Here is an 8,660-nt window from a genome sequence, read left to right as displayed (position 1 = left end):
TTAGCATTGTCGAAAAATCGCATAACAAACAATTTAAGCAGATTCGCAACGCGTGGCAGTTTTGGTTTGCGGTGAGTTTTGTGTTTAAGGCGCAATGCGGTAGCTTTTGTATTGCGTTGCTCACTACTTAATTGGGCGTTATGTGGTAATAAATAGGAAAGTACACAGATGCAGAAGCTTTGTAAATATCGATTTTATTGGTATGAATTGGATCAAGCTCTGAAGGTTGGAGAAGTTACGACCCTTAGCTGTCTTCGAGATAGCATTCCTTTGGAAATACACAGCGGATTTATATCGGGTACCTCTATTGTTAATGTTAATTGTAAAATATTATCTATTTATCATCCAGATTTAGGTTACTTAGAAGATATTGATACTGGTGGTTTAGAGTATTGTCTGACGCTCACTGATGGTAGAAAATTAAAAGTGGAAGCCGAAGAAGACCCAGGTAATGTTTATTCTTTTCCCATTCAGCCAAAAGCTTGGGATTTCCAAGTTTTGATCGAAATTACCACATAACAAACTGTTCAAGCAGATTCGGCACGCGTGGCATTTTTGGTTTGCAGTGGTTTTTGTGTTTACGGAGTAGTGCAGAAGCATTTGTATTGCGTGCCTCACTACTTAACAGGGCGTTAGCCATCAAGGATAAAAAATGAATAATAAGAATAGCAGTTTAAAAATGGGATTATTAGATAATGGAGCACATTCATTGAAGCGAGGCTATGAAGTTTGGAATGAATGGAAAAAGAATGAGGACGGTTGGCTGTTAAAAGAATCCATAATCTGGGTTCATCATGGAATAGAATTGTTGCTTAAACAATTATTGGTACAAAACAACGAGTTTTTAGTTTTTCAAGACGTTAATAAAGCGGTTGAAAGGTTGGGTATACTTCGCAATAAGCCGGGAATGGACAATGCGGGAGTACTCGACTTGTTTGATCATGATGATAAAGTTATGTCTGTTGGCTTTAAAAATCTTATCGAACGTGTTGCCATCACTCTTTCGATAGATGAGCTTAGCGCAAAGTCTGATCTTCGTGATCAGATTGATCAGCTAACAAAATTTAGAAATAAAATTGTACACTTTTCAATTGAATTAGATGTAGTTGAAGTATCGGAATTGATATCCGATATCTTAGACCCACTGTTATGTATGCTATCAAGAGAGGTTAGCTGCGATCATTTTAAGAAGGTAACTATCCTAGAAATACGAAAAGTTGCTCAGCCTGTTCAAGAATATCTAAAATATATACGCTCAGAAATCGTATCAAATGCTATAGCAGCGACAGAAAAAGCACTATGTACAGATAAGAAAGCTGGGATTGTTCATCAAGTTCTTGGCAGTGGATTAAGTGTTACACTAGTGTCATATCTTGAAAAAGTAAAAAATCTAGATTCTTTTCGAACAAAACCAATATTTATTATTACTGACCGCGTTGCTATTGCAGACCAAATTTACCACCTAATTTCTAATAGCCTAAACGTGCTCTTATACAAGAGTGAATATCCAGCAAGGCTAAGTGATAAATTAAATAATAAAAGTACACATATCGTAATCGCTACAGAGCAAAAGCTGATGAGAGAAGGTTTTCTGTTTAATGATGATTGCTTACTGGTAGGGTTTAATACGCAATCTATTAAAAACAGGTTAGAAGAGTGCTTTCCACAATCTACGCGTATTTTATTTACTAGTACTCCAATCGTCAAAGATCAGGAGTTTTTTGGAGAACTAGTTCAAGGGTATGACCTATTGCATGCAATACAAGATGAAGTATTGAAACCTATTCATATTTTGAGAGAAACTCCTGTACTAACAGATATTGAGCATATCTCTGATGAGGCGTGCTTTCTTGGTTCAAATTTTCATTTTGCTAGATGTAATCACTTGGCTGAAAGAATTGTTGAGCATTTTGAATCAAAGGCCAATCAAAAAGCACTAATCGTAGTAGACACTATTGATCACGCACGTCATATCCTTGATCAGGTTTTAAGCCTTAGACCAAAATGGGGGGCTGATGGATATGAGCGTATTCAGAAAGTATCATATATGGAAAACACAGATGTGGCACGAAATAGGCTCAAGTTATTTTTGGATGCAAATAGCTCTCTATCAATGCTCGTAGGAACAGGTAGCTATTTTGCAGGCTTCGATAGTAGTCTAGTTTCTTCGGTGTATATAACCTGCCCAATTTCACTTCAGCTTAGATATCGTTTAGCTAACTTGGTTAGTCGTAGTAATGCATTTGAGCAACGTGGAGAGATAGTAGATTTTGTTGGACTTGACTGGACTCTGTAGATGGCTAACAAAGCATTTAAGAGTGATTCGCAACGCTTGGCAGTTTCGCTTCGCTCAAGTATAGCCAAGCGCTACTCATACCTTAATGCGGCGTTATGTTTCACTTTGATTTAAAAGAAATAAAAGGTTTCTTGGCGCTTATTTTTTTGGTCTCTTTGGCGATTCGTTTGAGTTGTCTCAGCAATTTAACTTTGTCAGCCCAAGTTCATGAATCTCTCAAAATAATCACGCTTCAAAGTTCGTGGGTTGCTTCAATTTGAAATCGCGCCTGCGTGTTGAAAAATGGTCTGGTTTAAAGTCGCTTTGGCTTTCTTCCTCAATTAGCAAATCGGCAGCGGGGTTTTCGGCAATTTGAGTTTTGTTTTTCGCTGTTTTAAAAGGGATGCAATCGCTCGCTAGAAGCTATCAAAGTTGCCTCAATCCAATTCCTGGGAATTACGTGATTTGTATTTATCGCTTTTGTCGGTTAATTCCACAACATCGTGTGACGTGAGTTAAACAATTCTTTATGCAATTCAGTTCTTTGCCATGTGAGCGAGTCAGTTGTGGTAAAACATAACAAACTGTTCAAGCAGATTCGGCACGCATGGCATTTTTGGTTTGCAGTGAGTATTGTGTTTACGGAGTAGTGCAGAAGCATTTGTATAGCGTGCCTCACTACTTAACAGGGCGTTATGTTTCACTTTGATTTAGATGAAATAAAAGGTTTCTTGGTGCTTATTTCTTTGGTCTCTTCGGCAATTCGTCCGAGTTGTCTCAGCAATTCAATATTGTCTGCCCAAGTTCATGAACCCCTCAAACATAATCAGGCTTCAAAGTTCGTGGGTTGCTTCAATTTAAAATCGCATCTGCGTGTTGATAATCGGTTTGGCTTAAAGTCGCTTAGGTTCTATTTCCCAATTCACAAATCGGCAGCGGGGTTTTCGGCAATTTGAGTTTTGTTTTTCGCTGTTTTGAAAGGGATGCAATCGCTCGCTAAAAGCTATCAAAGTTGCCTCAATCCAATTCCTGGGAATTACACGCTTTGTATTTATCGCTTTTGTCGGTTAATTTGACAACGTCGTGTGACGTGAGTTAAACAATTTCTTATGCAATTCAGTTCTATGCCATGTGAGCGAGTCAGTTGTGGTAAAACATAACAAACTGTTCAAGCAGATTCGGCACGCGTGGCATTTTTGGTTTGCAGTGAGTTTTGTGTTTACGGAGTAGTGCAGGGGCCTTTGTATAGCGTGCCTCACTACTTAACAGGGCGTTATAACACATTTGAGTTCATCGATTAAAAAGGAACAAAATGGAAGTATATTGGAATCCGATGGTTCCTGAATTATCAGTGAGCAATTTCGAAGAATCGTTAAACTTCTACCAAAATTTACTTGGCTTTAAAATTCGAAACCAACGTTCAAATCCAGAGTTTGCATACTTGGAAAACGAAAACGTTCAAATCATGCTTGAGCAAATTCATGATACGGGGTGGTCAACAGGAGAACTTGAATATCCGTTGGGGCGAGGTGTAAATTTTCAAATGGAGTTAACGGACATTTCACCGATATTAGAGCGTTTAAATGCAGCTAATGTTGTACTTTACCGAGAGCCAAAAGAGAGTTGGTATGATGAAGGTAATGTGCTTTCTGGCCAGCGTGAGTTTTTAGTCCAAGATCCGGATGGTTATCTGTTACGTTTTACCCAGCATTTGGGCGAAAAAAGCAAATAAGGTTATTGTGTTATAACAAAGCGTTTAAGAGCGATTCCGCAACGCGTGCCAGTTTCGCTTCGCTCACAGTTTGGCAGGCGTCACGTCACGCCTTAACGCGGCGTTATGTTTAATCACGTAAAATCAGTAGCTTGTGTCTTTTCTTTGCTCCCAAAGTCATTGTGTTTTGGTCTTTTAGCAAATTGGCATCGTTGGACGCTGTTTTCCGAACTTTTTCCTCAATCTTTAAGTTAGAACTTCAGTTTTTGTGTTTTCTGTTTTCAAAGTTTAATTTAGTCAACTTTATGATTTAATTCAGTTTTTTAAGTTTTGGTTTTGTTTACAAGTGTAAGTCGGGTTAAACTTCCGTATAGTTGAACGTAAGGTATTGAATCTTAAACATAACAAACAGTTCAAGAGGGATTCACAACGCGTGGCATTTTTACTATGCGTTGTTTATAGTGTTTAAGGCGGTATGCAGCGGCTTCGGTATTGCGTTGTTCACCCCTTAACTGGGCGTTATGTGATTCAAGTAGTAAGGAGTATCTAATGAGTATCAAAAACGAATTAATAGAGCATTTTGAGGGGTTAACATTGCCTGAGAATTTGTTGCCACTGATTAGTTTTGATGATGAAGTTGCATCAGATGCGTACTTTTCAGAAGGGTTTGAGTTTTCAATCGATCAAGAGAAACTGGGTTTAAAAACGTACTCGGAGAGTAAAGATTTCCTCAACTCTATTTATGAATTTGCAAGTGCAGATGCAAGTGGATCTTCCTATGGTTTTTGGCTAAAGGACGGTAATAGAAACTTAGAAAATGCGCCAATAGTTGCTTTCGGTAGTGAAGGTGGTTACCACGTAGTAGCTCGTAATTTTAATGAATTACTTCAAATATTAACGTTTGATTGTGAGCCAATGATTGAATGGGATAGCGTGTGCTACTATCGAGATCCCGATGACTATGAGCCTAGTGAACATAGTGGGGAATATTGCGCTTGGTTAAAAGTTCGTGGTATCGAGCAAACCGAAGATGCTAATGAAATTGTTAAAGAGGCTCAGCAAGAGTATCAAGAGTCATTCAGTAATTGGTTTTCAAAGTTTTATGAGGAGTAAGTTCGGCTGTTGTCGCCGTCACATAACAAACTGTTTAAGAGGGATTCGCAACGCGTGGCAGTTTTGGTTTGCGGTGAGTTTTGTGTTTACGGCACAATGCGGTAGTTATTGTATTGCGTTGCTCACTACTTAATTGGGCGTTATGTGCATTTCGGAGACGGTATGAAAATCAGATGGTTAGTTATATTTTGTTCTTTATCGATTGCCACAAGCCAAGCATCAACCTTGGTAAATATTCCTGAATTAATTGGTAAAACACCAAAACAAGTTGCGAGCATTTTAAAAAAACCAGAAAGCTGCTCAAAAAGTAAATATGGGGAAAAGTGTAGTTACGCAGTTGGGGAAACAGAAATTGTATTTATTAATGGTAAAGCGGATTGGATCACTGTTGAAGGGCTAGATAGTATACCTTTTAATCAAAACGCGTTAGCTAGTTTAGGCATAACACCGAAGGCACCAACATTTCAAAATAACTTTTCTCTACGTTGGAATTCAATTATGGGCGTACGTGAAATCACTATTTTTAAAGGCACAAAAGACACTGATTATGCGTATATCAAAGCTTTCACAGAATAATGCACATAACAAAGCGTTTAAGAGCGATTCCGCAACGCGTGCCAGTTTCGCTTCGCTCACAGTATGGCACGCATCACGTCACGCCTTAACGCGGCGTTATGCTTTGAGGAAAGTTCATGTCTCTAGAAGGTATTAAAAGTTTATCTGTATCGGAGCAAGAGTATATTTTTTCGTATCCAGAAATTATGACAGTGTTAAACGTTTTGGGGGCAGAACAAATAGCATGCTTAGGTTGGGAGTTGGTTTTAAGGACCGACGATGGATTTTTTCAGCACCCTAAAGACGCTATTATCGGGTTCTCAACTGAACAGAATTACGATGAAGCTAATAGAAATTTTGTGTCTAGGTCATTACTCGAAACCAAAGCTACGATAGAGTCCTGTATTCAGACAGACACAGATACTTACCCTCTTGAAAAAATGCTGTTTTGCATTGTGTTAGATGAAAAATAAGCATAACAAAGCGTTTAAGAGCGATTCCGCAACGCGTACCAGGTTCGCTTCGCTCAAGTATGGCACGCGTCACGTCACGCCTTAACGCGGCGTTATGTCCTTTTCGGATTTTTGGGTTCTATGAAAATAAGAAAAATGAGTTCAGATGACTTGCCAGAGTTGTATGACATTTACACAGAAACAGAGGTTGTAAACAACAATCGCTATTTACCTGACATCAACAGGGAAGAGTTCGACTCAATGTTCAATGAGAACCAGCATAATTTTGTCGCGGTTGAAAACGATGGAAACCTCTTGGGGCATTTGGCTATCATTTCAACGCCCAAGCCGAGGTTAAAGCACTCTGCATCTTTTGGTATTGCGGTCGCCAAAACTTCTCGAGGAAAGGGAGTGGGTCGTTTCTTAATGGAGTTCTTGCTGTCATATTGTGATGAGCAGCTAAATTTGACGCGTTTGGAGTTACAAGTCCATGCTAACAATGTCGCAGCACTGGCTTTGTATAAATCTTTTGGCTTTGAAATTGAGGGTACAAAGCGAAAGGCTGTGCTTGTTGAGGGCGATTTAACAGATATTGTCATCATGTCGAGAGTACGGACATAACAAACAGTTTAAGCAGATTCGAAAGGCGTGGCATTTTTATTATGCGTTAGTTTAAGGTAGTTATATGCCAATCGGAGATTATAAGGAAAATCATGCAATTGGAACTAGATGGTTACTATCTGCGCTCATTGGATGTGGAAGATAAGGAAGCATTTTACAAGTGGTCTTGTGACCGTGAAGTTACACTCTACAGCCTCTCTTCGTACGCGTATCCTCAATCAAAATCAGATATTGAAAAATGGCTTTTATCCATAAATTTGAACGCTAAAAATGTCTCTTTTGGCATATGCAGTAAAGAGAATGATCAGCTACTTGGATATGCTGGTATATCCGGGATCAGTAACCTAAACCGTAGTGGCGAATACTTCATTCTTATTGGAGAAAAAAGCTATTGGGGTAAGGGTGTTGGCACATCAGTAACGAAAGTCGTAACAGATTACGCTATACGAACACTTGGCTTGCACAGAGTTCAGCTTACAGCAAACTCTCTTAATTACGGTGCGATTAAGGCTTATGAAAACGCAGGCTATCAGCATGAGGGTGTAATGCGACAATCAGGTTTTCGTAATGGTGAATTTGTCGATAAAGTACTAATGTCAGTCCTGTCTACCGAGTGGGAAGGCATATAACAAACTGTTTAAGAGTGATTCTCGCTCGTGGCAGTTTTACTTTATAAGGTGGACATGTAGTGCATTGGCCACTTTTAAAGGGCGCTAGGGAGAACAGCACATGGCTATTAAGGCAGTATATTTTGACCTAGACAATACATTAGTAGATCGAACAGCGAGTATTGAGCGGTTTGCAACTATGTTGATAAAAAAATATGGTAGTCGCTTGTACAAACACAGCCCTGAAAGTATTTCTTCAATAATTAAGGTTGTAGACAACGGCGGGTATTTAGCTACAGATTCAAAATACGCAAAAATTAGTGAAGCTGTTGGTTGTGAACTGAGTAATCAACTCGATTGGAAGCTTAGGGTTAGCGCTAAAGAGTTAATAGACTTTTGGAAAGTCGTTTTTCCACAAAGCGCCGTAGAAATGGTCGGTGCAAAGAACTTGCTGCGAAGCTTGTACAATCAGGGATATTTTTTAGGTGTCATTTCTAACGGCGCACACGCTTCAAGAATACAAACCTTAATGGCTACTTCATTTTATTCACTGATTAGCCAAGTTGTCAGTTCAGGATCATTTGGTAAGAAAAAACCAAACCCTGAGATATTTGTCGATACGATGGCATCTCAGAGGTTTTGCGCTCATGAGTGTATGTATGTTGGTGATCATCCTATAAACGATGCCATTGGTTCACTAAATTCGGGTATGCGACCAGTACTACTCAAAGGTTACCATCCATCGGAAAACCTTCCAGACAGCATTTTTCAAATCGAAAGCCTAAGTGAAGTAGAGTCTCTGGTAATATCTCCCTAGCAAGTTGTTCAAGAGTGATAGCTAATCTTTGGCATTTTTGGTTTGGTTAAGCATAGTGACTACGGAAGCCTTGCTTAGGTCACGTGCTGTAAGCCATAGCCGCATTTTATTAAGGCGATATAGCTTAAATAGGGGGCAATGGCAGGTACGTATGATTGGAATCCGATGCCCCATAAAGTTGATATAAATTGCCCATCTGACCTGCCCCCGAGAACTAATCCAAAACTTCATTAGTAATGCTTGTTAAATTACCACTGTTTCGTGCCGTTCTTGTTGTCGCTGCAAACTCAGAAGGAGTTAAGTAACCCAGAGCTGAGTGGGGGCGATTTTCATTGTAATCCATTCGCCAGAGGCTGATTAGGTCACGAGCATGACTCAAATCCCTAAACCAGTGCTCGTTTAAACATTCATCTCTGAACTTACCATTAAAACTTTCAATATAAGCATTTTGTGTCGGTTTTCCTGCCTGGATTAATTTTAAAATCACACCATGCTGATAAGCCCATTG

General features: G+C 39.3%; 10 protein-coding genes. 9 read left to right on the top strand and 1 reads right to left on the bottom strand.

The annotated features are described in order from the left end of the window. Positions 1-168 precede the first annotated feature (168 nt). The 9 genes from BLS03_RS24865 to BLS03_RS24815 all read left to right on the top strand — a co-directional run bounded on the left by BLS03_RS24865 (position 169) and on the right by BLS03_RS24815 (position 8,152). The gene (locus tag BLS03_RS24865; protein WP_025572964.1) at positions 169-519 is read left to right on the top strand and encodes a hypothetical protein; all 351 of its coding nucleotides are present in this window, start codon (positions 169-171) and stop codon (positions 517-519) included. A 133-nt stretch (positions 520-652) separates the two neighbouring features. After that, positions 653-2,296: an HsdR family type I site-specific deoxyribonuclease gene (locus BLS03_RS24860; protein ID WP_093279530.1), complete on the top strand. Its 1,644-nt coding sequence runs from the start codon at positions 653-655 to the stop codon at positions 2,294-2,296. Between the two features lie 1,291 nt (positions 2,297-3,587). Beyond that, positions 3,588-4,007 (top strand): bleomycin resistance protein, encoded by a 420-nt coding sequence (locus tag BLS03_RS24855; protein WP_093279529.1) that lies wholly within the window; start codon positions 3,588-3,590, stop codon positions 4,005-4,007. Positions 4,008-4,535: 528 nt separating this feature from the next. After that, the gene (locus tag BLS03_RS24845; RefSeq protein ID WP_093279528.1) at positions 4,536-5,099 is read left to right on the top strand and encodes a hypothetical protein; all 564 of its coding nucleotides are present in this window, start codon (positions 4,536-4,538) and stop codon (positions 5,097-5,099) included. Positions 5,100-5,261: 162 nt separating this feature from the next. After that, positions 5,262-5,675, top strand: coding sequence for a hypothetical protein (locus BLS03_RS24835; RefSeq protein WP_093279526.1), 414 nt, complete (start codon positions 5,262-5,264; stop codon positions 5,673-5,675). Positions 5,676-5,791: 116 nt separating this feature from the next. Further along, complete coding sequence (locus BLS03_RS24830; protein WP_093279525.1) at positions 5,792-6,127, top strand: hypothetical protein; 336 nt, start codon at positions 5,792-5,794, stop codon at positions 6,125-6,127. A 135-nt stretch (positions 6,128-6,262) separates the two neighbouring features. Beyond that, positions 6,263-6,727: a GNAT family N-acetyltransferase gene (locus BLS03_RS24825; RefSeq protein WP_093279531.1), complete on the top strand. Its 465-nt coding sequence runs from the start codon at positions 6,263-6,265 to the stop codon at positions 6,725-6,727. A gap of 92 nt (positions 6,728-6,819) precedes the next feature. Continuing rightward, positions 6,820-7,356, top strand: coding sequence for a GNAT family N-acetyltransferase (locus BLS03_RS24820; protein WP_093279524.1), 537 nt, complete (start codon positions 6,820-6,822; stop codon positions 7,354-7,356). A 100-nt stretch (positions 7,357-7,456) separates the two neighbouring features. After that, positions 7,457-8,152 (top strand): HAD family hydrolase, encoded by a 696-nt coding sequence (locus BLS03_RS24815; RefSeq protein WP_093279523.1) that lies wholly within the window; start codon positions 7,457-7,459, stop codon positions 8,150-8,152. A gap of 214 nt (positions 8,153-8,366) precedes the next feature. Here the strand turns inward: BLS03_RS24815 and BLS03_RS24810 are convergent. Further along, positions 8,367-8,660, bottom strand: a 294-nt coding sequence (locus BLS03_RS24810; RefSeq protein ID WP_143015698.1) for an integrase core domain-containing protein, incomplete at its 5' end; no start/stop codon positions are given.

Source organism: Vibrio xiamenensis (genome assembly GCF_900100015.1).
Taxonomy (GTDB): Bacteria; Pseudomonadota; Gammaproteobacteria; order Enterobacterales; family Vibrionaceae; genus Vibrio; species Vibrio xiamenensis.
This window is presented reverse-complemented; position numbering and strand designations above follow the sequence as displayed.

What these genes read in the sequence shown, in the direction of transcription:
- BLS03_RS24865 (WP_025572964.1), top strand. Translation starts at nt 169, where the DNA reads ATGCAGAAGCTTTGTAAATATCGATTTTATTGGTATGAATTGGATCAA.
- BLS03_RS24860 (WP_093279530.1), top strand. Translation starts at nt 653, where the DNA reads ATGAATAATAAGAATAGCAGTTTAAAAATGGGATTATTAGATAATGGA.
- BLS03_RS24855 (WP_093279529.1), top strand. Translation starts at nt 3,588, where the DNA reads ATGGAAGTATATTGGAATCCGATGGTTCCTGAATTATCAGTGAGCAAT.
- BLS03_RS24845 (WP_093279528.1), top strand. Translation starts at nt 4,536, where the DNA reads ATGAGTATCAAAAACGAATTAATAGAGCATTTTGAGGGGTTAACATTG.
- BLS03_RS24835 (WP_093279526.1), top strand. Translation starts at nt 5,262, where the DNA reads ATGAAAATCAGATGGTTAGTTATATTTTGTTCTTTATCGATTGCCACA.
- BLS03_RS24830 (WP_093279525.1), top strand. Translation starts at nt 5,792, where the DNA reads ATGTCTCTAGAAGGTATTAAAAGTTTATCTGTATCGGAGCAAGAGTAT.
- BLS03_RS24825 (WP_093279531.1), top strand. Translation starts at nt 6,263, where the DNA reads ATGAGTTCAGATGACTTGCCAGAGTTGTATGACATTTACACAGAAACA.
- BLS03_RS24820 (WP_093279524.1), top strand. Translation starts at nt 6,820, where the DNA reads ATGCAATTGGAACTAGATGGTTACTATCTGCGCTCATTGGATGTGGAA.
- BLS03_RS24815 (WP_093279523.1), top strand. Translation starts at nt 7,457, where the DNA reads ATGGCTATTAAGGCAGTATATTTTGACCTAGACAATACATTAGTAGAT.